Below are 21,784 nucleotides of genomic sequence, written 5' to 3' on the forward strand. Positions count from 1 at the left end.
GAGCGCGTCGACCGGCCTCAGCCGCGGGCGGCCCACCAGGCGCGCAGCGCGGCCTCGGCCTGCTCGGGCGTCTTCGGCCCCTCGTCCAGACGCAGGTCGAGCAGCCACTTGTAGGCCTCGCCCACCTGGCGACCCGGCCCGATACCGAGGATCTCCATGATCTGGTTGCCGTCAAGGTCCGGGCGGATGGAGGCGAGCTCCTCCTCCTCGGAGAGCCGCGCGATGCGCGCCTCGAGGTCGTCATAGGTACGCCGCAGCCGCGCCGCCTTGCGCTGGTTGCGCGTGGTGCAGTCGGCGCGGGTCAGGATGTGCAGCCGCTCGAGCTGGTCGCCCGCGTCGCGCACGTAGCGGCGTACGGCGGAGTCGGTCCACTCACCCGAGCCGTAGCCGTGGAAGCGCAGGTGCAGCTCGACCAGGGAGGAGACCGCCTCGATCTGCTCGTTGGAGAAGCGCAGCGCCTGCATCCGCTTGCGGGTGATCTTCGCCCCGACGACGTCGTGGTGGTGGAACGTGACGACGCCGTCGTCCTGGAAGCGGCGGGTCTTCGGCTTGCCCACGTCGTGCATGAGGGCCGCGAAGCGGGAGACGAAGTCCGGCTCGTGGCCACGCTGCTTCTCCAGGTCGATCGCCTGCTCCAGCACGGTCAGCGTGTGCTCGTAGACGTCCTTGTGGCGGTGGTGCTCGTCGCGCTCGAGCGCGAGGGCGGGCAGCTCCGGCAGGACGTACGCCGCGAGCCCGGTGTCGACGAGCAGGCCCAGGCCCATACGGGGCTGCGGGGCGAGGACCAGCTTGACCAGCTCGTCGCGCACGCGCTCGGCGGAGATGATCGTGATCCGCTCCGCCATCGCGGTCATCGCCTCGACCACCTCGGGGGCGACCGCGAAGCCGAGCTGGGCGGCGAAGCGGGCGGCGCGCATCATGCGCAGAGGGTCGTCGGAGAACGACTCCTCCGGCGTGCCCGGCGTGCGCAGCACGCGCTGGGCGAGGTCGACGATGCCGCCGTAGGGGTCCTCGAGCTGACGCCCCGGGATGGTCAGCGCCATCGCGTTGACGGTGAAGTCACGGCGGCGCAGGTCGCCGTGGAGGCTGGTGCCGTAGGCCACCGACGGCTTCCGGGAGGACGGGTCGTAGGACTCCGAGCGCCAGGTCGTGATCTCGATCTGCCAGTCGCCCTTGCGGGCGCCGATCGTGCCGAACTCCTTGCCCAGGTCCCAGACCGCGTCGGCGAAGCCCTTGAGGATCCGCTCGGTCACGTCGGGGTGGGCCGAGGTGGTGAAGTCGAGGTCGTTCTGCAGGCGTCCGAGCATCGCGTCGCGGACGGGGCCGCCGACGAGGGCGAGCTGCTCGCCCGCCGCTTCGAAGCGCGCACCGAGCTCGTCGATCACGGGGCCGAGGCGGTCGAGCTCCGCGGCCACGCGCCTCTGGACGTCGGCCAGGAGAAGCGGCGGCTGGCTGGGCTGGGACACGAGGGACAAGAGTAGTCGCCACGGGCGCCGGACCCGTCAGCGCCGCGGGCACGGGCGGCCATCGGACGGCGTGACGGGCCGGCCCGGCCGCGTTGCCGGCACGGCGGCGGAGGCGGTCCCGATGGTCACCCGTGCCCTAGGGTGAGCGGGTGATCCGACTGCTGGCTGCCCTCCTCGCGCCGCTGGTCGTGATCGCCGGACTGGTGCTTGGCCTGCCCACGCATCAGGGCGAGGACCTGCAGCGCGTGATCGGCGCACAGGCCGACGCGGACGGCCAGGCAGCAGCTGCGCTCGGCGGAGCGGTGACCGAGGCGACCACCGCGAAACACGCAGCGCCGCGGGCGGCGTCCCTGCGCGCCGCCGCGGGCACCGACGCGACGCCCACCGCCCTTCCGCTCGGCGTCACCATGACCGGGCTCTCCTCGGCGGTCGTGCCGAAGGAGAAGGCGGTCGTGGTCCGGGGCCGGGTGGTCAACGACAGCGACGAGACGTGGACGGACATCAACGTCTACGCGTGCAGCTCGGGGGCGCCGATCACGAGCAGCCACGAGCTCGACCACGCGGCCGAGGCGACCACCGACGACGTCGTCTGCGGCCGCACCTCCGTGTTCACGACGATCGACTCGCTCGCGCCCGGCGCCTCCGCGGCGTACCGGCTGAAGGTGGACCGCGACCGGCTCGGCATCGGTTCCCAGCCGGGCGTGTACTGGTTCGGCGTGCAGGCGCTCGGCACGTCGACCGAGGGGCGCGACTCCGTGGCCGACGGGACGGTGCGGACCTTCCTCCCGCAGGTCGGTGAGAGCGCGGGGCCGCGACCGGACGCGGCGTTCTCGCTCGTGCTGCCGATCCGGGCCCGCACGCTCCACACCGCAGACGGCCGCCTGGCCAACCCCGACACCTGGGCGACGGACCTGGGCACGGGGGGCCGGCTGAGCAACATGCTCGCGCTCGCCGCGAGCGCTCCGGCAGGCGAGGCGACCCTGCTGGTCGACCCCGCTGTCGTCGACGCGGTACGGGAGCTGGCTGCCGGCAACCCGGCTCGCGACCTCGGCACCGCCACCGTGGCCCCGTCGGACGACGCCTCGCCCGCCGCGGCCGATCCCGACCCGCAGGACGACGCGACGGCCGCCGTCGCGGACGACGCCGCCGCGTGGCTGCGCAGCTTCACCGACGTCGCCCGCCGCCTGCCGGTGCTCGCCCTGCCGTACGGCGACCTGGACGTCGCCGGCGCCTCCCACCACGACGTGCGCGCCCTGGCCCGGGCCCGGCAGGAGTCGGAGGCGGTCTTCAAGGACCTCGACGTGGCCGCGACCCCGGCGATCGTGCCGCCCAACGGGCTGCTGCCGGCGGAGGCCCGCGAGCTGGCCGACGGCGCCACCGTGATCGTGTCCTCCGCCGCGCTCCCCGACTCCCTGGCGACCGCCGACGCGGTGCCGTCGTCGGTGTCCATCGGCGGCGAGCAGGTCCTCGTCGCCGGGAGCAGCCTCTCCCTCGGTGGCCCCGGCCCCACGGACGGGTCCCGCGCGCTCGCCCTGCGCCAGCGGCTCCTCGCCGAGGGGCTGCTGCGCTCCGACGAGGACGCCACGGATCCCGCCCTCGTCGTCCTCCCGTACGACGCCGATCCCGGCCCGCGGGTGGCCCACTTCTTCGACGAGCTCGACCGCTCGTTCCTGCGGCTCACCGGCGTCAGCGCTCCGGACGGGACCGCCCCCGAGCTCGAGGACCTCGCCTACCCGAGCGGCCAGCTCGACCGCGAGATCCCCCACAGCACGTTCGCGGAGGCCGACCGGCTCACCGAGCTCGGCGACACGCTCGACCGGATCCTCCCCCGCAACGCCGGACTGGCCGCGACCGCGGCGCGCGAGGCGCTGTCCGCCACGTCGTACTTCGCCCGCGACACGTCGCTGGCCGCCGCCGAGCTCGAGGGCACGGCCACCGCCAACCTCGGCGGGGCGGTCGCCTGGTTCGACGACCGGCTCGCCAGCGTGGACGTGTCGGTGCCCCGTTTCGTGATCCTCGGCTCGACCGAGGGCCCCTTCGCGATGACGGTGACCAACGACCTGACGCGCCCGATCCGGCTGGGCATCCGTGCGACGACCACCGGCGGCCTCGACATCCGGGCACCCCGCACGATCAACGTCCCGGCGTCCTCGAGCCGCACGGTGAACCTGGTCGCCAGGGCCACCGGACCCGGCGTCCACTCCGTCGTCCTGGTGGTCACCGACGAGGACGGCCACCCGATCCGCAAGTCACAGGACATCTCGATCCGTTCCCGCGACGTCGGCTGGGTGATCTGGCTGATCATGGGCGGCGGAGCAGCCCTGCTCTTCGGTGCGATCGCCCTGCGCTGGCGCAAGCGGCTGCGGGCCCGGGCCGCGACGCCGGCCGTCGTCCCGGGGAGGGACCCCGAGGACGGCACCACGACGGACACCGAGACCCCGGAGGCACCATGAGCGAGACCCGTAGCGTGATCGGCAACAGCGCGATCATGGCGGCGGGCACGGTGGTGTCACGGCTCAGCGGCTACGCCCGGTCGATCCTGCTGGCTGCTGCCCTCGGCACCGCCCTGCACGCCGACATCTTCAACATCGCCAACTCGGTGCCGAACATCCTCTACGTGCTGCTCCTCGGCGGCGTGGTCAACGCGGTGCTGGTGCCGCAGCTGGTGCGGGCCGGTCGCGACGACTCCGATGGCGGCGAGGCCTTCACCAACCGCATCATCACGCTCGCGGGCCTCTTCCTCATCGCGGTGACGGTGATCCTCGTCGTCGCCGCGCCTGCGGTGATGAGCCTCTACCTCGACAGCTCGTACAACGACCCCGCACTCCACGACCAGCGGCAGTCGGTCATCGACTTCGCGCGCTACTGCCTGCCCCAGGTCTTCTTCTACGGCATGTTCGTGCTGATCGGTCAGGTGCTCAACGCCCGCGGCAGCTTCGCACCGATGTTCTGGGCGCCCATCGCCAACAACGTCATCTCCATCGCGATCCTCGTCGGCTACCTGGTCTGGTTCGGCCCCGCGGCCGACCCGAGCGGCGCCTACGGTCCGAGCCAGGAGCTGCTGCTCGGCCTCGGGTCGACGCTGGGCATCGCGATGCAGTTCTTCATCCTCCTGCCCTACCTGCGGGCGGTCGGCTTCCGCTACCAGCCGCGCTTCGACTTCCGCGGCGCCGGCCTCGGCCACACGGCCCGCCTGGGCCTGTGGACGGTGCTCCTGATCGTCGCCAGCCAGGTCGCCAACCTCGTCGTCGTGCGCCTGGCCTCCAGCGGTACGGCGAGCGGCGCCCTGCACTCGACGGGCGGCACCGGCTACACGATCTACTCCAGCGCCAGCCTGCTCACCCTGGTGCCGCACTCGATCGTGACGGTCTCGCTGGCCACCGCGATCCTGCCTCAGCTCACCCGGCTGGCCCACGACGGCGACCACGCCGGGATGGCGAGGACCGTCAACAGCTCGCTGCGCACGGCGCTGGCTCTGGTGCTCCCGTTCGTGGCCCTGCTGCCCGTGATCGCCACGAACCTGTCCAGCCTGGTCTGGGGCTACGGCGCTGCCGCGAAGTCCTACCGCGACTTCGAGCCGACCGTGGTCGTGCTCGGCTTCTCGCTGGTCTTCTTCACCTCGCACTACCTGATCGTCCGCGGCTTCTACGCGCTGGAGCGGACCCAGCTGGTCTTCTGGATCCAGTGCGTGATCGCGCTGGTCAACATCGTGCTGGCCTACGTGCTGGTCGGCCGCGCCCTCGCGCACTCGGTCAGCCCGGCGCTCGGCCTCGCCTACACCGGCGCGTACGCGGTCGGCGCGGCCACGGCGTACGGGCTGCTGGCACGGCGCCTCGGCGGCCTCGACACGCCTCGCCTCGTGCGCTTCGGTGTCCGGATGCTGCTGGCGATCCTGCCCGCGCTGGTCGTGGCCTGGCTGGTCGCCGGTCAGCTCGACGGCCTGATCGGCGACGACCCCAACAAGCTCGAGGTGATCGTCTTCCTGGGCGTCGTCGGCGGCGTCTACGGCCTGGTCTTCCTCGGGTTCGCACGGTTGTTCCGGATTGTCGAGGTGACCGAGATGGTCCAGGGCTTCACCCGCCGCATCCCCGGGCTCCGCTGACCCTCCGCAGCTACGCCGGAGCGACTAGGGTTTCACCGAGCAGCTCCACGATCGCGGCGAGGAGGTAGGCATGCGACCCGGTGACGTCCTCGCGTCGCGGTACCGCCTGACCGTGCTCCTCCACGACCGCAACGGCGGCCGGTTCTGGCGTGCCCACGACCTCGTCCTCGCCCGCGACGTCGCCCTGCACCTGATCCCGGAGGACGACCCGCGCGGCCCCCTGCTCGAGGAGGCGGCGCGGCGTTCCGCCACCGTCCAGGACCCGCGCCTGCTCCGGGTGCTCGACAGCGCGAGCGTCGACGGGCTCCACTACGTCGTCAACGAGTGGGGCGAGGGCACCTCGCTCAACCACCTCATCGCCGAGGAGCCCCTCTCCCCGGTCCGCGCCGCATGGCTGGTCTCCGAGGTGGCAGGGATGATCGCCGCCGGCCACGCCGCCGGAGTGGCCCACGGGCGCCTGGTCCCCGAGAACGTCCTCATCGACACCACCGGAGCCGTGAAGATCATCGGCTTCGCGGTCGACGCGGCCCTGCACGGCCTGCCGCCGGGCCGTGCATCGGCCGACATCACCGACCTCGGTGGCCTGCTCTACGCCGCCCTCACCGGACGCTGGAGCGGCGTCTCCGAGTCCGGTGTGCCGTCCGCACCGATCGAGCACGGCCGGCCGCTTCGCCCGCGCCAGGTGCGTGCCGGCGTTCCGCGGGTGCTCGACGGCATCTGCGACAGCCTGCTCGGCGCCGGCACGCGCTTCACGAGCGCGGCGGAGGTCGCCGAGGCGCTCACCGACTACATCGGCGACCCGGCGACCGTCGCAGCCGCCGAAGCCGACCGGCTGCGCACCGGCACCACGCCCGTACGCCGCCCCGGCACCGACGACACCGACGCGACCGGCGCCCTCGCGGCCGTGACCGCACCGGTCCCCGTTCCGCCGATGGACGGGCCGTCGCCCGACGACACCGTGCTCACCCCCGCCGTGACCGAGGACGACGTCGAGCGCACCCAGATCGGCGCGCCCGTGTTCGGCGACGCCGACGACCCCGAGGCTGCTGCGCTGGCCGACCCCGACTGGCACACGCCGTCGGAGGTCGCACCCGCTCCTCCCCCGCCGTTCGAGGAGGTGCCGGAGCGGCCGCTCTTCGCGCCCGACCCGCCCGAGGGACGGCTGCGACGGCTGCCGCCACCGACCTCCGCCGACGCGGGCTTCTGGCCCTTCGGCAACACGGGCGAGCTGCCGGCGATCCCTGCCGTCGAGGAGAAGGAGCCGGCCGAGCCGGTCCCCGGGCGGAGCTGGCTGCGCGGCGCCCTCGTGCTGCTGGCGATCCTGGTCCTGCTCCCGATGGCCTACGTCATCGCAGGCCTGGTCCGGCACGACGGTGACACCTCGACCGGCTCGGGCAGCGGCGGCCCCTCGGCGTCCGCGAAGCCGCTCCCCGGCGTGCGGGCCACGGCGTTCGACCCGCTCGGCGACAACGACGAGCACAACAGCGATGCCGCGCTGGCCGTCGACGGCAAGGCCACCACGGCATGGACGACCTCGGGCTACGACCAGGACCTCGGCCCGGCCGGCCTCAAGGCGGGTGTCGGGCTGGTGCTCGACCTCGGCGCGAGCCACACGGTGACGTCCGTGGACGTGACGGTGCAGGGTGGGGCGACCTCGCTGCAGCTCTTCGCAGCGGGTGGCACGTCTCCCGGCACGGTCGACGGGCTCGACGCCGTCGCCTCGGGCTCCGGCAGCTCCACCATCACGCTCACCCCGACGAAGGCGTTCTCGTCGCGGTTCCTCGTCGTGTGGATGACCAGCCTCCCGCAGGTCTCCGGACAGTTCCGCGGCGCGATCGCCGAGGTCGAGGTCCACGCGTGAGCGAGAGCGGGCCGGAGGGATCCGACGCCGACCTGCTCGCCGCCCACGTCGACGGTGACCCCGAGGCGTTCGGGCTGCTCTTCCGGCGGCACCGCGACCGGCTGTGGGCCGTCGCGCTCCGGACCCTGGGGGACCCCGACGACGCGGCCGACGCCCTGCAGGACGCGATGGTCTCGGCCTTCCGTCGTGCGGCGTCCTGGCGCGGCGAGGCCGCCGTGACCACCTGGCTGCACCGGATCGTCGTCAACGCGTGCCTCGACCGGGTGCGCCACGAACGGATCCGCACCGCGGACCCGTTGCCCGACGACCTCGAGACCCGCCTGCGCTCACCGGAGCGGGCTCCCGTCGAGCCGGCGGTGGTGGCCGAGGCCCACGACCGGCGTGCCGTCGTGCTCGATGCGCTCGCGTCCCTCCCCGCCGAGCAGCGCGCTGCCCTCGTGCTCGTCGACATGGAGGGCTACTCCGTCGCCGAGGCGGCGACGATCCTCGACTGCGCGGTGGGCACGGTGAAGTCGCGCTGTGCCCGCGGACGCGCCCGGCTCGCGCCCCTGCTCGGCGTTCTCCGTGAGACCGGGGACACCCCCGACCCCGGGAACCCGCCGGCCGATGCCGACGTCCCATCCACGAGCCCCAGCCGCGCCCCGCCGGCCGACGGCACCGTCCAGCCCGCCTGACCCGACCGATCCCGCGACCCCCGAGGAGGTGACCATGTCCGAGGACCTCACGCCCGACCAGACCGACGCCGTACGCCGCTCCCTGCGCGCCGCGCGCCACGAGGAGCCGCTGCCGGACGACGTCGCCGCACGCCTCGACGAGCGCCTCGCCGGGCTGGTGGCGGAGCGTTCGGCCGGGGCGCCGGCCGACGTCGCGCCCGTGGTCCCGCTGCGCCGGCGCCGGTGGCCCGCGGTCCTGGCGGCTGCCGCGGCCCTCACCGCGATCGGCCTCGGCGGCACCCAGCTGCTGCACCGCGGCGACCACGCCGACTCGCTCACGACCGCCGACCGGGCCGAGGCGACGGCCCCCTCGCCCTCGAGCCGCGCCGGTGCCGGGAACGTCGACGGCGCCCTCGACAACCTGGGCGGCCAGATGCAGCTCGCGATCACCCCCGAGATCCGCGCGGACCTGGCCCGCGCAGGCATCCGCCACGTGCGCCCGCTGCCGACCGGCGACCCGGCGCTCAGCAGCGTGGCCAAGGACGCCGCGCCCACGGCACCCCAGGAGGACGCGCGCGTCCCGTCGGCGTACGCAGCCTCGGCCGCCGCCTGCGGTGCGACCTTGCCGGATGACCTTCCCGACGGCAGCCGGATCTTCAGCGGCGTACGCGACGCGGAGCCGGTGCTCATCGTGCTCCGGCCGGAGATCGCGGCGACGCTCGTGACGGCGTATCCCTGTGACGGAGGCGTGCCGACGACGCTCCCGCTGGACTGAGCCGGGCCGCGGAACAACGCGCGCCTAGGATCGGTTGAGCAGCACACGTCACCCGATCCACCGGCCAGGAGGCCAACCGCTCATGAGCGAAGTCCGCAACGTCATCATCATCGGCTCCGGCCCGGCCGGTTACACCGCCGCGGTCTACGCCGCGCGCGCCAGCCTGAAGCCGCTGGTCTTCGAGGGTGCGGTCAGCGCGGGCGGTGCCCTCATGCAGACCACCGAGGTCGAGAACTACCCCGGCTTCCGCGACGGCATCATGGGCCCGGCCCTGATGGACGAGATGCGTGCCCAGGCCGAGCGCTTCGGCGCCGAGCTGGTCACCGACGACGTCACCGAGGTCGACCTCACCGGTGACATCAAGGTCGTCAAGACCTACGACGGCGAGTTCCGCGCCCGCTCCGTCATCCTCGCGATGGGTTCGGCCCACCGGAAGCTCGGCCTCCCCAACGAGGACGCGCTCTCCGGCCGGGGCGTCTCCTACTGCGCGACCTGCGACGGCTTCTTCTTCCGCGAGCAGGCGATCGCGGTCATCGGCGGCGGCGACTCGGCCGTCGAGGAGGCCACCTTCCTGAGCCGCTTCGCCTCGAAGGTCTACCTGGTGCACCGTCGCGACGAGCTGCGCGCCTCGAAGGCGATGCAGGAGCGCGCCTTCGCCGACCCGAAGATCGAGATGGTCTGGAACGCCGAGGTCGCCTCGATCAACGGCACCGAGTCGCTGGAAGGCCTGACCCTGCGCGACACCGTCACGGGCGAGACCCGCGACCTCGCGGTCACCGGCCTCTTCGTCGCCATCGGCCACGACCCGCGCTCCGAGCTCGTCAAGGGTCAGGTCGACCTCGACTCCGAGGGCTACGTCCTGGTGAACTCGCCCAACACGCACACCAACCTCGCGGGCGTCTTCGGTGCCGGCGACCTGGTCGACACCCACTACATGCAGGCGATCACCGCCGCGGGCTCGGGCTGCGCCTCGGCTCTCGACGCCGAGCGCTACATCGCGGCCCTCGACCACGCGGCCTCCACGGCCGGCTCGGCCGAGGCCACCGCCGTCGAGGCCGGCTGCGAGACCGTCTGATCCCGCGCCGTCCCGGGGAATGCATCCGGGCGACGTAGTGTTTGAACCCCCGTACCAAGCCTCTGAGCTGACTACCCCGCGCTCACCAACACCGGTCGAGCAGGGAAACCGAAAGGGAAAACCGTGGGCAACATCCCCGCCGTGACCGACGCCGCGTTCGACGCCGACGTCCTCAAGTCCGACAAGCCGGTCCTCGTGGACTTCTGGGCCGAGTGGTGCGGCCCGTGCCGCCAGGTCGCCCCGATCCTGGACGAGATCAACACCGCCCACGGCGACAAGATCACGTTCCTCAAGATGAACGTCGACGAGAACCCGGTGACGCCGTCCAACTACCGCGTCACGGGCATCCCGACCCTCGCCGTCTTCCAGAACGGCGAGATCGTCAAGACCATCGTCGGCGCCAAGCCGAAGGGCGCGCTCCTCAAGGAGCTCGAGGACTTCATCGGCTGAAGCCGGGCCGCTGAGCAGCCGAGCACGATCGGCTGACGAAGACGCCACGCGAGGCCGCCTCTCCCGCACGGGAGAGGCGGCCTTCGTCGTACCGGGATCTCCATGGCGCCGCGCGAGGGTCGCCTGAGAGAATGCGCCGTGCGCCAGATTCGTCAGAGCAAGAAGCTGCAGGGTGTCCGGTACGACGTGCGCGGACCGATCCTCGTCGAGGCCCAGCGGCTCGAGGCCGAGGGCCACCGGATCCTCAAGCTCAACATCGGCAACACCGGCCCGTTCGGCTTCGAGCCGCCGGAGCAGATCGTCGCCGACATGGTGCACCACCTGCAGAAGGCCGCGGGCTACAGCGACTCCAAGGGCATCTGGTCGGCGCGCACCGCCGTCATGAACTACTACCAGTCGCACGGTCTGCGCGACGTCGGCGTCGACGACATCTACATCGGCAACGGCGTCTCCGAGCTGATCTCGATGGTGCTGCAGACGTTCATCGACGACGGCAACGAGATCCTCGTGCCGGCGCCCGACTACCCGCTGTGGACGGCAGCCGTCACCCTGAGCGGTGGCACCCCGGTCCACTACCTCTGCGACGAGACCAACGGCTGGAACCCCGACCTCGCCGACATCGAGTCGAAGATCACCGAGAACACCCACGCCCTGGTGATCATCAACCCCAACAACCCGACGGGCGCGGTCTACTCCGAGGACGTCGTCAAGGGCCTGGTCGACATCGCCCGGCGGCACAACCTGGTGCTGATGGCCGACGAGATCTACGAGAAGATCCTCTTCGACGACGCGGTGCACCACCATGCTGCGACGTATGCCGGCGACGACGTGCTCTGCCTGACCTTCTCGGGACTCTCCAAGGCGTACCGGGTCTGCGGCTACCGCGCCGGCTGGGTGATGGTGTCGGGGCCGAAGGAGATCGCCACCGACTTCCTCGAGGGCCTGACCCTCATCGCCAACATGCGCATGTGCTCCAACGTGCCGGCACAGCACGCGATCCAGGCGGCGCTCGGCGGCTACCAGTCGATCGAGGAGCTGATCGTGCCGGGCGGCCGGTTCTACGACCAGGCGATGCTCGCCGACCGGCTGCTCAACGAGATCCCCGGCGTCTCCAACGTGACGCCGAAGGGCGCGCTCTACTGCTTCCCGCGGCTGGACCCCGAGGTCTACCCGATCGAGGACGACCAGCAGTTCGTGATCGACCTGCTGCGCGCCAAGAAGATCCTGGTCACCCACGGCACCGGCTTCAACTGGCCGAAGCCGGATCACTTCCGGCTGGTCACGCTGCCGGACGAGAAGGTGCTGAGCGAGGCGATCGAGCGGATCGCGGAGTTCCTGGAGATCCGCCGCCAGGGCTGACACCTGCACGAACCGACACAGAGACGTGTCACCGTGTCGGTTCCTGCAGGGTCGGCGCCGCCGACCCGACCGGCACCCCGAGGACGGCGGCGAGCTCACCGCCATGCGTCAGCTGCGGGTGGTGCCCGGCACCGGGGACGATGACCAGCTCGACGTTCCGCCGGGCGAGCTGCCCGGCCACGTCGCTGGCAAGCGGGTCATCGCTGCCCGTGACGATCCGGACCGGCCCGTCGAACCGCGCGAGCGCCTCCCGCAGCTCGCCCCGCCACTGCTCGGAACCGGCCCGGGCGAGCTGGGCGGCCACACGGCCCGCGGTACGGCGCCGGAGGTCGCCGACGCTCGACACGAGGTCCTCGGCGTGCAGGTCGCTGCCGGTCAGCTGCCGGGAGAGCCGCAGCGGGTCCGTGTGGCGCAGCCAGTGCCGGACCAGCGGCCGGACCCGGACCGAGGCCGGCATCCGGCCCTGGAGGAAGAACGGTGCGACCAGCGTCAGCGACCCGACCCGCCCGGGGAAGCGGTCTGCTGCGAGCACCGCGGCGGCCGCGCCGACCGAGTGGCCGACGAGGTGGACCGGACCGTCAGCCCCGACGAGGGAAGCAAGCCACGTGTCCCAGTCCTCCACGCCCGAGCCGCCGCTGAGCCCGAGGCCGGGCAGGTCGACGGCACGCGCGCCGATGGAGCGGGCGACGCCCGCCCAGGTGTCGGCGTTCACCGGCAGGCCGGGGAGGATCACGCGGTCGGAGCCGGCGACGCCGACCTCGAACGTCCGGACACCACCGACGTCGACGAACCGCCGGTCCCCGGCCGGGGCGGCGCCGAAGCGGTGCGCGGCGAGGTGGTCGCCCCACCGCTCGAGCGAGACCCGCACGTCGGGCGTCTGGATCCCGTGCCGTGCCGCGAGCTCGCGGGCTGACGCAGTCGGGTAGCGGTCCGAGGAGAGGAAGGTGAGCGTCTCGGGGTCCGCCTTGGTGATCGACTGCGGCAGTCGGGTGAGCAGACCGACGGGGAGCCGCAGCCGCGGGACCTTCACGCCGAGGTGCCGGCCCACATGGCCGAGCAGGTCCGCGAGCGGCGGCGTGTCGTCGTCGAGGACCCAGTAGGCGTGGCCGGCGGCTGCCGGATCCGCGGCCGCAGCCACCATGAAGGCCGCCAGGTGGTCGACGGTGAGGACGGGCAGGAAGGTCCTCTCGTCGCCCGGCAGCGCCGCGAGCCTGCCCTCCCACAGCTGCCCGATCGACGACGCGATGCCGATCTGCTGGTCGGTCTCGCCCGTCCGGCTGTCGCCGATGACGGTCGCCGGGTTCACCATGGTCCACGGCACCCCGCGCTCGGCGGCACGCGCCTGGAAGACCGCGTCGGCCTCCATCTTCGACGCTTCGTAGGCACCCAGCTCGGCGTACGTCGCGGCACGGCGCTCCGCCGACCAGGGCACCCCCGCCGGGTCCTGGCCTCCGACCCGGTAGCCAGAGACGTAGACGACCCGCTGGAGGTCCGGGATGCCGGCAGCGAAGTCGACCACCTTCTCGACGAGGTCCACGTTCCCGCGGCGGGCCTCCTCGACGCTCATGCCGAACCGGAAGTCGCCGGCGCACTGGTGGATCTCCGTGACGTCCGCGAACGCCGACGGCCCACCGGCGAGGATCTCCTCGGCGTCGAAGTCGACGATCGCCGTGGCGATGCTCCGTGCGAGGCCGTGGTCGCGGAGCCACCGCTCCACGCGGGCGCCGGACTCCGGCGTACGCACTGCGGCGGTCACGTCGGCGCCGTCGGCGGCGAGGGTCAGCATCAGGTGGCGACCGATCAGCCCGGAGGCGCCGAAGACGAGGGCGTGCCGGGTCATCGCGCCGCTCCCGCGGTCCCGCAGCGCTGGTCGACGAGCTCCGCGAGGACGTCCGCGGCGTTCGCCAGCGGCTGGGTGCTGCGCAGGGCGCGCGAGACGATGACTGCGCCTTCGATCGTCGCGACCACGACCGTCGCCAGCTCGCGGGCCTCACCCGCAGCGAGACCGTTGCTCTCGAGGAACGCCGCCGTCGGGGAGATCCAGGACTCGAAGGCCGTCGCGCACGCCTCGCGCAGGCGCTCGCTCTCGGCACCCATCTCGAGGGTGACCACCGAGACCGGGCACCCCAGCTGGAAGCCGCTGTCGCCCACGATGGCCGAGAGCGCCGCGATCGCGGCACGGATGGAGCCGGCGGGCGTGCCCGCCTCGAGTGCCGCCTCCGCGATCAACGTCTCGAAGCGCCGGGCCGCGAGCTCGACCGCCGCGAGACCGAGGCCCTCCTTGCCGTCAGGGAAGTGGAAGTAGACCGACCCCTTGGGGGCGGACGCGTGCGCGATGACGGCGCTGAGACCGGTGCCGCTGTAGCCGTTCGTCTGGATGAGCTCGAGCATCGACTCCGCGAGCCGTGCCTTCGTCAGGTCTCCCTTGGTTGCCATAGGGAGAAACTAGACCGGTCTACATATTTTGGCAAGCGGCGCTGGCCCGTGCCCTCCACGGCGGTCGGGCTAGCCCTGGCCGGAGCCCTCTCCCCGCACCGCGGGAGGCGCCGGCTTCGGCTGCTTCACCGGCCGGACGGCGTCGAGCAGCGCGCCGATCGCCTGCTCGACCTCGTCCTTCCAGCGCAGCGTGGAGCGCAGCTCCATCCGCATCCGCGGGTACGACGGGTGGGCACGCTGGGTGCGGAACCCGAGCGCGGTGAGGAAGCCGGTCGGGAGGACGCAGCCGTGCGGGTGACGCCGACTGTCACCGAACGCCTCGAGGGCCAGGACGTCGCGGTCGACCAGGTCCTTCGCGGCAGCGCGCACGAGCAGCCGGCCGAGCCCACCGCCGCGGTAGCCGGGGTCCACGTGGACGGTCAGCAGCTGCACCGCGTCGGGCGTCACAGGAGCGGTCGGCAGGACGCCACTGCCCGGCGCGAAGGCGGGCGGCGCGTAGAGCGCGTGCGCGGCAACCCGGTCGCCGTCGAGCAGGACGTGGCCGCAGGCGCCCCACTCGCGCAGCACCTCGGAGACCCAGTCACGCTTCTCCTCCGCTGCCTCGGCGGCGGTGAGGCGCGCCCGACGTACCGGGTCGAGCTGCCAGAAGAGGCAGTCGTGTCCGTGGCCCTCGACCGCAGCGAGGTGGTCGACCGCCAGGCGGACGGGACGACGCGACAAACCCATGGACGCCACCTCCTATCCTTGACTCCATCATGAGCGACATCACCCGCGGGAGCACGCGGCTCGACCAGTACGTCGACAGGTACGCCGCGCGCACCGAGGGGATGAAGGCCTCCGAGGTCCGCGCCCTCTTCTCCGTGGCCAGCCGGCCCGAGGTCGTCAGCCTCGCCGGCGGCATGCCCAACATCAGCGACCTCCCGCTCGACGTGGTCGGCAAGGGCATCGCCGACCTGATCGCCCACGACGGTCCGGTCGCCATGCAGTACGGCTCCGGCCAGGGCACCCCCGAGCTGCGCGAGCAGATCTGCGAGGTCATGCGGCTCGAGGGCATCGAGGCGCACCCCGACGACGTCGTCGTGACCGTCGGCTCACAGCAGGCCGTCGACCTGGTGACCCGCATCTTCTGCGACCCGGGTGACGTGGTGCTCTGCGAGGCGCCCAGCTACCTGGGCGCGCTGGGCGTCTTCCGGGCCTACGAGGCCGACGTCGTGCACGTCGAGATGGACGCCGACGGCCTCGTGCCGGAGGCACTGGCCCAGGCGATCGCGGTCACCAGGGCGGCCGGCAAGACGATCAAGTTCCTCTACACGATCCCGAACTACCACAACCCCGGTGGCATCTCGCTGAGCGCCGAGCGCCGTCCCGAGATCCTCCGGATCTGCCGCGAGGCCGACATCCTCATCCTCGAGGACAACCCCTACGGCCTGCTCGGCTTCGAGGGCACGATCCACCGCGCGCTCCGCGCCGACGAGCCCGAGGGTGTCATCTACCTCGGCTCCTTCTCCAAGACCTTCGCCCCCGGGTTCCGCGTCGGCTGGGCGCTCGCGCCCCACGCAGTGCGCGAGAAGCTCGTGCTCGCGCAGGAGTCGGCCACGCTCTGCCCGAGCGCCTTCTCGCAGTTGGCGATCTCCAGGTACCTCGAGAACCACGACTGGCTGGGCCAGGTCGAGGCGTTCCGTGCGATGTACAAGGAGCGCCGCGACGCGATGATCAGCGCGCTCGAGGACTTCATGCCGGCTGCCTGCCGCTGGAACGTCCCGACCGGCGGCTTCTACGTCTGGCTCACCCTTCCGCCGGGCATCGACGCGAAGGCGATGCTGCCCCGCGCGGTCACCGCCCGTGTCGCCTACGTCCCCGGCACGGCGTTCTTCGCCGACGGGTTCGGCTCCTCCTCCATGCGGCTCTCCTTCTGCTACCCCACCCCGGAGCGGATCCGCGAGGGCGTACGCCGACTGGCCGGCGTGCTCGAGGCGGAGATGGAGCTGCGCGAGACCTTCGGCGCGACCGGCACCATCCCGGCGATCCGCGCCTCCGACTACGACGCGCCCAGCAACGACCTGTCCTGACCCGCGCACCCCCTGGAGACGACGTGACCGAGAACCCCGTGCCCGCCGACCGCCCCGCCGGCCGGATCGTGGTGCTCGCGGGCGGCCTGTCCCACGAGCGCGACGTGTCGCTCCGCTCGGGACGCCGCGTGGCCGAGGCCCTGCGCTCGGCCGGCCTCGAGGTCGAGGAGCGTGACGTCGACTCCTCGCTGCTGCCCGATCTGCTCGCGTCGAAGCCGGCCTGCGTCGTCCCGATGCTGCACGGCGAGACCGGTGAGGACGGCACGATCCGTGAGGTCCTCGACCTGCTCGGCGTCCCCTACGTCGGCGCCGTCGCCGAGGCCTGCCGGGTCGCCTTCGACAAGCCCGTGGCGAAGACGGTGGCCGAGCGCGCGGGCCTGCACACCCCGGCCTCCGTCGTGCTGCCCGCGGAGTCGTTCCGCGAGCTCGGCGCCGCGGCGGTCATGGACCTGATCGTGGAGCGCCTCGGCCTGCCCCTCATGGTGAAGCCGGCCAAGAGCGGCTCGGCGCTGGGCTGCACGGTCGTCCGCTCCGCCGACGAGCTGCCGTCGGCGATGGTCAGCGCCTACGCCTACGGCACGGTCGCGCTGCTGGAGCAGTTCGTCGAGGGTGAGGAGGTCGCCGTGCCGATCGTCGACGACGGCTCCGGTCCCCGTGCCCTCCCGGTCGTCGGCATCAAGCCCGACAGCGGCGTCTACGACTTCACGGCGCGCTACACCGCCGGCAGCACGACGTTCCAGACCCCGGCGAAGCTCTCCGACGAGCTCACGGCCGAGTGCCAGCGCGTCGCGCTCACCGCGCACGCGGCGTTCGGCCTGCGCGACCTGTCGCGCTCGGACCTGATCGTGGACGCCGAGGGCACCGTCTGGTTCCTCGAGGTCAACGTCGCGCCGGGCTTCACCGAGACCTCGATCGTGCCGCTCGCGGTGCAGTCCGCGGGGCTCGACCTCGGCACGGTGGTCGCCGACATCATCAGCGCGGCTGCGAGGCGCTGATACCCCGCGGCCTCCGCACGGCGGGTAGTCGTTGTTCCTGGCGAACAACGTCAGGCGGGGGATTCACCTCGCCACGTCAGGAATCTGTCGCTTCCCTCCACCACCATGGCAGTCTGGGGCCTCTCTCCGCCCCGACGCACGGTCGACCGGACAGCACCCGAGGAGCACGCCCGCATGGACATCACCTACCCGATCATCATCGCCGCCGCGAAGTCCTGGTTCCGGCTCGGCGGCATGACGATCGACTTCGAGGGCTGGGAGAACATCCCCTCGGAGGGCGGCGCCGTGATGGCCACCAACCACAACTCTTACCTCGACTTCATCGTCTCGGGCTACCCGGGCGTGAAGAAGAAGCGCTACACCCGGTTCATGGCGAAGAAGGAGGTCTTCGATCACAAGGTCGGCGGCCCGCTGATGCGCTCCTTCCACCACCTGGCCGTGGACCGGGCCAACGGTGCGGAGGCGTTCCAGGTCGCCGTCGACGCCCTCAAGGCCGGCGAGATCGTGGGTGTCTACCCCGAGGCGACCATCTCGCGCTCGTTCCTGATCAAGGACATCAAGTCCGGCGCCGTCCGGATGGCCGTCGAGGCCGGCGTCCCGATCATCCCCGTCGCGCACTTCGGCATGCACCGCGTGCAGACCAAGGGCCATGCCCGTGACCTGTCGCGCGGCAAGACCCTGGTGATCCGCGTGGGCGAGCCGTTCGTGCCCGAGGGCACCGACGTCGCCGCCGACACCGCCGAGCTCAAGCGCCGCATGTCCGACCTCCTCGAGGAGTGCATCGCGGCGTACCCGGCCGACCAGAAGCCCGCGGGCGCCTGGTGGGTGCCCGCCAGCCACGGCGGCTCCGCCCCGTCGCTGGAGGAGGCCGAGCGGCTCGACGCCGAGGAGAAGAAGTCGCGCGCCGAGCGCAAGGCCGCCAAGGCTGCGGCGAAGGCGGCCGCAGCCAAGGGCTGACGCCTCAGGCGTCGGGGACTACTCCGGGAGCGGCGGCAACCTGACCGGGCTCGGCGCGGTCCACCCCCGCCAGATGGTGAGCAGCCGGAAACCCGTCGTCGCGGCCACACCGAGCAGCACCACCGCGACAGTAGGGGCGTCGAGGCGCATCGCCGCCACGGTCAGCGCGGCGCCGGCGAGAGCCGTCGTGCCGTAGAGCTGGGTGCCGGACCGGAGCAGCTCCGGCACCTGCCGCGTGAGGACGTCGCGCAGCACACCGCCCCCGACGCCCGTCATCACGCCGAGCATCGTCGCCGGGACCGGCCCCAGTCCGTGCTCGGTCGCCTTGACCGCACCGGCGACGGTGAAGAGGCCCAGACCGAAGGCGTCGACGATGTTGATGGCGCCCTCGAGCCGGCCGAGGGCCGGGTGGAACCAGAAGGTGAGCAGGCCACCGACCAGCGGCGCGCAGAGATAGCGCCAGTCCGAGAGCAGCGGCGAGGGCAGCGCCCCGATCAGTACGTCGCGCATCATTCCGCCGCCGATGCCGGAGACGGTGCCCAGGACCGCCACGCCCACGATGTCCATCCGCATCCGGACCGCCGTGAGCCCACCCGCGACGCCGAAGACGAAGATCGCCAGCAGGTCGAGCGCCATCATCATGAGCGCGAGTGAACCACGCCGTGCGCCCCGCCGTCCGGCGACTGCCCGGCCACCCGAAATGAGCACCAGGTCTGACCGTTCGGAGGGTCCCCTTCGGGCGTGGACCGACCTTCACTGGAAGTGCCCCCGGACGGAGCAGACACACAGGAAGGCGAGGGCCATGAAGACCACCACCATCGACAGCGGTACGGCGATCCGGATGCGCTCGCTGCTCCTGCAGCTGGCACGCGACGAGGACGCGATCGCCGCCGACGAGGCCGCGGCGACGCCGTACTGGGAGCCGGTCCCGCCCTCGGTGGCGGGTCACCGTGAAGCGGCACTCGCCCTGCGCGCCCAGGCCGACGAGCTGCTCGCGGCGATCTGAGGAGCGACGTCATGACCTCGCCCGCCACGACGGTGCGGTCATCGTGAGGAGACTGCGATGTCCCGCGACCTCATCCGCTTCGCCGCCCTGGGAGACTCCGCCTCCTGCGGGGTGGGCGACCCCACCCCCGACGGCTGGCGCGGGTGGGCCCAGCTCCTCGCCGAGGCGATCGGGCAGGAGCACCCGGTCTCGTTCTGCAAGCTGGCCGTGGCGGGCGCGACCGTCGCCGACGTACGCCGCGCGCAGCTGGCCGACGCCGTCGCCCACCAGCCCCGGGTCGCCTCACTCGTCGTCGGCCTGAACGACGCGATGCGCGCGTCCTGGGACCCGGCCGGCATCCGCGAGGACCTCCTGGAGTGCGCGGCTGCGCTCGAGGCCCAGGGTGCGCTGCTGGTCACCGTGCAGTTCCACGACCACACGAAGGTGCTCGGGCTGCCCGGGCTGCTGGCCCGCCCGATGCGGGCCCGGATCGGCGAGCTCAACGCCATCTACGCCGAGGTCCACGAGCGCCATGGCGTGCTGCAGCTCGACCTCCGCGCGGACCCGCTGATCCAGGCCCGGGAGATGTGGGCCTTCGACCGGCTGCACCCCTCCGAGCTGGGCCACCGCATGCTCGCCCGACGGGTCGGTGAGCTGCTCAACGCGGAGGGGCTGCGGTTCCCGCTCCCGTTGGCGGCCTGCACCACGGCCCCGTCCACCCGCCGCGAGCGGGCACGGACCCTCGTCGTCGACGTCGCACCGTGGCTGGGCCGGCGGGTCCGCGACCTGGCGCCCTGGGCAGCACGCGAGACCGCGCGGCGTACGCGGGTCGCGCTGCACGCCGCCTGACGCGAGGCGACCCTGGGTGGCTGGCAGTCACCTGAGTGACCGCCAGCCACCCGGGGGTCAGTCCTCGAGGACCAACGGCGCGATCTGGTCGAAGACGTCGCCCGGCCCCGGGTTCTCCGGTGCGGTCGAGCCGCCGAGGTGGTGCATGACGCCCCAGACCGCGTTGAGCGCCGTGGTCACCGCGCCCTCGGCCCAGCCGGCCGTCCAGGAGACGTCGTCGCCGGCGAGGAAGAGGCCGCGCGCCTCGGCGGGCAGCCGGTCCTGCATGAAGTGCGTGTAGAGCCGCTCCTGGTAGCGGTAGTGGCCCGGGAGGTTCGCCTTGAACGCACCCATGAACGCCTTCTCCGCCTCCCACGAGATCGTCACCGGCGAGGCGATCACGTGCGAGCGGATGTCGACGCCGGGGTAGATCGCCTCGAGCGACTTCAGCATCAGATCCATGCGCGCCTCGGCGTCGAGCGGCAGCAGCTTGAGCGAGTCGTCGGACCACGTGTAGCTGAGGCAGATCAGGCCGGGCTTCCCCTCGCCCTGGTCGAGGAGGTAGGTGCCACGGCTCATCCGGTCGGTGAGCGTCATGCTCATGACCTCCCGGCCGGTCGCCGGGTCGATGTCCTTCCAGAACGGGCGGTCGACGAGGACGAAGACCTTGCTCGAGCCCATGTAGTGGGTGCGCTCGATCGCGGTCCAGTGGTCGATCGGCAGCAGCCCCTCGTCCGCGCGGATGGTGTTGAGCAGCATCCAGGACTGCGCGGTGTAGACGACCACGTCGAAGGTGTCGATGCGGCCGTCGGCGTCGTGCAGCGTGAAGCGGTCCCCCGCCGTACGCCGGATCTCCGTCACCGCCGGGCGGGGTACGCCGCCCTCGTGCACGCCCTGCACCGACGTGCCTGCCGGCCAGTGCGCCGCGCCGTCGACCGGACGCGACCAGAGCCGCTCGGGCAGCTGCTGCGAGCCGCCGACGATGCCGCGGTGGTGGTCGTCGGCCGCAGTGAGGACGACCCGCAGGATCTCGAGGATCGAGTTGGGGTAGTCGGTGTCCCAGCCGCCGGTGCCGAAGCCGACCTGGCCGAAGATCTCGCGCAGCCGGAAGCTGCGGAAGGCGTCGCTGCGGGCGAGGAAGCCGTAGAAGGTCTCGTCGTCGTAGCGGCGGACCAGCTCGTTCCAGATCTCCTTGAGCTTCGCGGTGTCGCGGGTCCGGATCGCCTCGGTGAGCGGCCCGAGCTCGGCGTGCTCCTCGAGCGCACGGGTCCACGCCTCGGCGACCTCGGTGTAGACGGGTGGGAGGTCGGCCAGCGTGCGGGCGAAGTGGGTCTCGCCCTTGAGGTCCACCACCGTGCTGGGCGTCGCCTCGGAGAGCGGGTTGGGGAACGCCTCGGTCCGCAGCCCCATCTCGTCGAGGTAGTGGAACAGCGTCGTCGACGACGGGGGGAACCGCATCGAGCCCATCTCCGCGACGATGCCCGGATGGCCCTCGAAGGGCACCGAGCGCATGCGACCGCCGATCCGGTCGGCCTCGTAGACGACCGGCTGCAGGCCCATCCGGAGCAGCTCGCGTGCGGCGAGCATGCCGGAGAGACCGCCGCCGACGATCGCGACCCGGGTGCCGTGGGCGGCTTCCGGCACGGAGCCGATGCCCGCGGGATGTGCGACGTAGTCGTCGTAGGCGAAGGGGAAGTCGGGGCCGAACATGGTGATCGGCTTGGCCGGCTCGTCGGGGGTGGTGGCGTTGGTGGGGACGGCCGAGGTCATCGG

19 protein-coding genes are annotated in these 21,784 nt (G+C 72.3%); 13 read left to right on the forward strand and 6 right to left on the reverse strand.

Annotation, left to right across the window (positions count from 1 at the left end; genetic code table 11):
• Window positions 1–17: 17 nt before the first annotated feature.
• Window positions 18–1,466: a CCA tRNA nucleotidyltransferase gene (locus tag Q5722_RS07425; RefSeq protein ID WP_305027573.1), complete on the reverse strand. Its 1,449-nt coding sequence runs from the start codon at window positions 1,464–1,466 to the stop codon at window positions 18–20.
• 149 nt (window positions 1,467–1,615) lie between these two features.
• Between Q5722_RS07425 and Q5722_RS07430 the strand changes: the two genes are divergently transcribed.
• The 8 genes from Q5722_RS07430 (at window position 1,616) to Q5722_RS07465 (ending at window position 11,741) form a co-directional block, all read left to right on the forward strand.
• Window positions 1,616–3,919, forward strand: coding sequence for a DUF6049 family protein (locus Q5722_RS07430; RefSeq protein ID WP_305027574.1), 2,304 nt, complete (start codon window positions 1,616–1,618; stop codon window positions 3,917–3,919).
• Complete coding sequence (gene murJ / locus Q5722_RS07435; RefSeq protein ID WP_305027575.1) at window positions 3,916–5,568, forward strand: murein biosynthesis integral membrane protein MurJ; 1,653 nt, start codon at window positions 3,916–3,918, stop codon at window positions 5,566–5,568. Before Q5722_RS07430 ends, murJ begins: the two co-directional genes overlap by 4 nt.
• Before the next feature lie 70 nt (window positions 5,569–5,638).
• Complete coding sequence (locus Q5722_RS07440) at window positions 5,639–7,429, forward strand: protein kinase family protein (RefSeq protein WP_305027576.1); 1,791 nt, start codon at window positions 5,639–5,641, stop codon at window positions 7,427–7,429.
• A complete protein-coding gene (gene sigM, locus Q5722_RS07445; RefSeq protein WP_305027577.1) occupies window positions 7,426–8,103 on the forward strand; it encodes an RNA polymerase sigma factor SigM in 678 nt (225 codons plus the stop codon). The genes Q5722_RS07440 and sigM overlap by 4 nt, the downstream gene beginning before the upstream one ends.
• Before the next feature lie 34 nt (window positions 8,104–8,137).
• Window positions 8,138–8,857, forward strand: coding sequence for a hypothetical protein (locus tag Q5722_RS07450; protein ID WP_305027578.1), 720 nt, complete (start codon window positions 8,138–8,140; stop codon window positions 8,855–8,857).
• Window positions 8,858–8,939: 82 nt separating this feature from the next.
• Window positions 8,940–9,932, forward strand: coding sequence for a thioredoxin-disulfide reductase (gene trxB / locus Q5722_RS07455; protein WP_305027579.1), 993 nt, complete (start codon window positions 8,940–8,942; stop codon window positions 9,930–9,932).
• A 123-nt stretch (window positions 9,933–10,055) separates the two neighbouring features.
• Window positions 10,056–10,382, forward strand: a complete 327-nt coding sequence (trxA, locus tag Q5722_RS07460; protein WP_305027580.1) for a thioredoxin — start codon at window positions 10,056–10,058, stop codon at window positions 10,380–10,382.
• Between the two features lie 138 nt (window positions 10,383–10,520).
• A complete protein-coding gene (locus tag Q5722_RS07465; protein WP_305027581.1) occupies window positions 10,521–11,741 on the forward strand; it encodes a pyridoxal phosphate-dependent aminotransferase in 1,221 nt (406 codons plus the stop codon).
• Window positions 11,742–11,769: 28 nt separating this feature from the next.
• On the opposite strand, the gene Q5722_RS07470 is transcribed toward Q5722_RS07465, so the two are convergent.
• The 3 genes from Q5722_RS07470 to Q5722_RS07480 form a co-directional block, all read right to left on the reverse strand.
• Window positions 11,770–13,581 carry an alpha/beta fold hydrolase gene (locus Q5722_RS07470; protein ID WP_305027582.1) on the reverse strand — a complete coding sequence of 604 codons (1,812 nt, stop codon included), beginning with the start codon at window positions 13,579–13,581 and terminating at the stop codon, window positions 11,770–11,772.
• A complete protein-coding gene (locus Q5722_RS07475) occupies window positions 13,578–14,177 on the reverse strand; it encodes a TetR/AcrR family transcriptional regulator (protein WP_305027583.1) in 600 nt (199 codons plus the stop codon). The genes Q5722_RS07470 and Q5722_RS07475 overlap by 4 nt, the downstream gene beginning before the upstream one ends.
• 69 nt (window positions 14,178–14,246) lie before the next feature.
• A complete protein-coding gene (locus Q5722_RS07480; RefSeq protein ID WP_305027584.1) occupies window positions 14,247–14,903 on the reverse strand; it encodes a GNAT family N-acetyltransferase in 657 nt (218 codons plus the stop codon).
• Between the two features lie 29 nt (window positions 14,904–14,932).
• On the opposite strand from Q5722_RS07480, the gene Q5722_RS07485 reads away from it, so the two are divergent.
• The 3 genes from Q5722_RS07485 to Q5722_RS07495 all read left to right on the forward strand — a co-directional run bounded on the left by Q5722_RS07485 (window position 14,933) and on the right by Q5722_RS07495 (window position 18,198).
• Window positions 14,933–16,246, forward strand: a complete 1,314-nt coding sequence (locus Q5722_RS07485) for an aminotransferase-like domain-containing protein (protein ID WP_305027585.1) — start codon at window positions 14,933–14,935, stop codon at window positions 16,244–16,246.
• A 23-nt stretch (window positions 16,247–16,269) separates the two neighbouring features.
• Window positions 16,270–17,241, forward strand: coding sequence for a D-alanine--D-alanine ligase family protein (locus Q5722_RS07490; RefSeq protein WP_305027586.1), 972 nt, complete (start codon window positions 16,270–16,272; stop codon window positions 17,239–17,241).
• A 105-nt stretch (window positions 17,242–17,346) separates the two neighbouring features.
• Window positions 17,347–18,198 carry a lysophospholipid acyltransferase family protein gene (locus Q5722_RS07495; protein WP_305027587.1) on the forward strand — a complete coding sequence of 284 codons (852 nt, stop codon included), beginning with the start codon at window positions 17,347–17,349 and terminating at the stop codon, window positions 18,196–18,198.
• An 18-nt stretch (window positions 18,199–18,216) separates the two neighbouring features.
• Here Q5722_RS07495 and Q5722_RS07500 read toward each other — a convergent pair whose 3' ends face one another.
• Window positions 18,217–18,840 carry a trimeric intracellular cation channel family protein gene (locus tag Q5722_RS07500; protein ID WP_305027588.1) on the reverse strand — a complete coding sequence of 208 codons (624 nt, stop codon included), beginning with the start codon at window positions 18,838–18,840 and terminating at the stop codon, window positions 18,217–18,219.
• Window positions 18,841–19,000: 160 nt separating this feature from the next.
• On the opposite strand from Q5722_RS07500, the gene Q5722_RS07505 reads away from it, so the two are divergent.
• Entirely contained in the window at window positions 19,001–19,204 is a 204-nt protein-coding gene (locus Q5722_RS07505; protein WP_305027589.1) for a hypothetical protein, read from the forward strand.
• A gap of 57 nt (window positions 19,205–19,261) precedes the next feature.
• Entirely contained in the window at window positions 19,262–20,032 is a 771-nt protein-coding gene (locus tag Q5722_RS07510; protein ID WP_305027590.1) for an SGNH/GDSL hydrolase family protein, read from the forward strand.
• Between the two features lie 57 nt (window positions 20,033–20,089).
• Here Q5722_RS07510 and Q5722_RS07515 read toward each other — a convergent pair whose 3' ends face one another.
• Window positions 20,090–21,781, reverse strand: coding sequence for a flavin monoamine oxidase family protein (locus Q5722_RS07515; RefSeq protein WP_305027591.1), 1,692 nt, complete (start codon window positions 21,779–21,781; stop codon window positions 20,090–20,092).
• Between the last annotated feature and the right edge of the window lie 3 nt (window positions 21,782–21,784).

The organism is Nocardioides jiangxiensis (assembly GCF_030580915.1).
GTDB classification, from domain to species: Bacteria; Actinomycetota; Actinomycetes; order Propionibacteriales; family Nocardioidaceae; genus Nocardioides; species Nocardioides jiangxiensis.